Source organism: Bradyrhizobium sp. SHOUNA76 (assembly GCF_023006445.1).
Taxonomy (GTDB): domain Bacteria; phylum Pseudomonadota; class Alphaproteobacteria; order Rhizobiales; family Xanthobacteraceae; genus Bradyrhizobium.
Genome location: NZ_JALBHA010000887.1, coordinates 1 through 1,403 on the forward strand (window position 1 = coordinate 1; position 1,403 = coordinate 1,403).

At 66.8% G+C, this 1,403-nt stretch carries 2 protein-coding genes; one reads left to right on the forward strand and one right to left on the reverse strand.

Going from position 1 to position 1,403, the window contains the following annotated elements:
- Positions 1 to 271, reverse strand: a 271-nt coding sequence (locus tag MOV74_RS38255) for a LysR family transcriptional regulator (protein WP_246932705.1), incomplete at its 3' end; no start/stop codon positions are given.
- A 98-nt stretch (positions 272 to 369) separates the two neighbouring features.
- Here MOV74_RS38255 and MOV74_RS38260 point away from each other — a divergent pair.
- Positions 370 to 1,403 (forward strand): MFS transporter (locus MOV74_RS38260; protein ID WP_246932706.1); only part of this gene is annotated, 1,034 nt, incomplete at its 3' end.

A 1,403-nucleotide genomic window follows, 5' to 3' on the forward strand; every position in this document is an offset into this window, starting at 1 on the left:
CCGAGGCCGCCTCGCGCTCGGCCTCGTCCATCTCGGCGAGGATGCGCAACGAGCGCTGATAGAAGGCCTGGCCCTCCTCCGTCAGCGTCAGCTTGCGCGTGGTGCGGTTGACGAGCCGAGACCCGAGCCGGGCTTCGAGCCGCGAGATCAGCTTGCTCACGCCCGATGGCGTCAGGCGCAGTTTTCGCGCGGCCGGGGTGAAGCCGCCGAGATCGACGACGCGGACGAAGACCTCCATTTCGGCGGAGCGGTTGGTGTCGAAACGGGCCATGTTGAATTCACGTCACAAATGATTGGATTGCGGACATTCTAATGGTTTTGCTGCGGCGCGGCTATCTGCGTGACTCGTCTCAACCATCGGAGCCACGCATGCCTCCCGCCGTTCTCGCGCTCACCGCCGGTGCCTTTGGCATCGGCACCACAGAATTCATCATCATGGGTCTCCTGCTCCAGGTCGCCGCCGACATGCATGTCTCGGTGCCGGTCGCGGGTCGGCTCATCTCCGGTTATGCGCTCGGCGTATTTATCGGCGCGCCCGTCCTGACGCTGGCGACGCGGCGGATGCCGCGGAAAGCGGTGCTGCTCGCGCTGATGGCGATCTTCACGCTGGGCAATGCCGCCTGCGCGCTGGCGCCGAACTACGAATTGCTGATGGCCGCGCGCGTGCTGACCTCGCTTGCCCACGGCACGTTTTTCGGCGTGGGATCGGTGGTGGCGACCAGCCTCGTCGCCGAGGACAAGCGGGCCTCCGCGATATCAACCATGTTCATCGGCCTCACGGTCGCGACGCTGCTGGGCGTGCCCTTCGGCGCCTGGTTCGGCCTGATGCTCGGCTGGCGCGCGGCGTTCTGGGCGGTGACTGTCATCGGCGTGATTGCCTTCGCGGTGGTTGCGGCGCTCGTCCCCGGCCATGTCGGCAACGGTGACAAGCCGGTCTCTCTTGCCGAGGAAGTCGCCGTGCTCGGCCGTCCGCAGGTGCTGCTCGGCCTTGCCATGACCGTGTTCGGCTTTGCCGGTCTGTTCGTCGTCTTCACCTACATTCAGCCGATCCTGACGCGCTTCACCGGCTTCTCGGAAGGAGCGGTCTCGCCGATCCTGCTGGTGTTCGGCGTCGGGCTCGCGATCGGTAACGTCGCTGGCGGCAAGTTCGCCGACCGTGGCCTCGCCGGCGCGCTGATCGGAACGCTCGCCGCGCTCGCCATCGCGCTTCTTGGGCTCGGCGCCGTGCTGTCGGTGAAGATCGCAGCCATCGTGCTGATTCTGCTGCTCGGCATCGCCGCCTTTGCAACCGTCGCTCCGCTCCAGCTTCGCGTGCTGGAAGCGGCCGGCTCCAGCGGGCGCACGCTCGCCTCCAGCCTCAACATCGCCGCGTTTAATCTCGGCAACGCGCTGGGCGCCTGGGC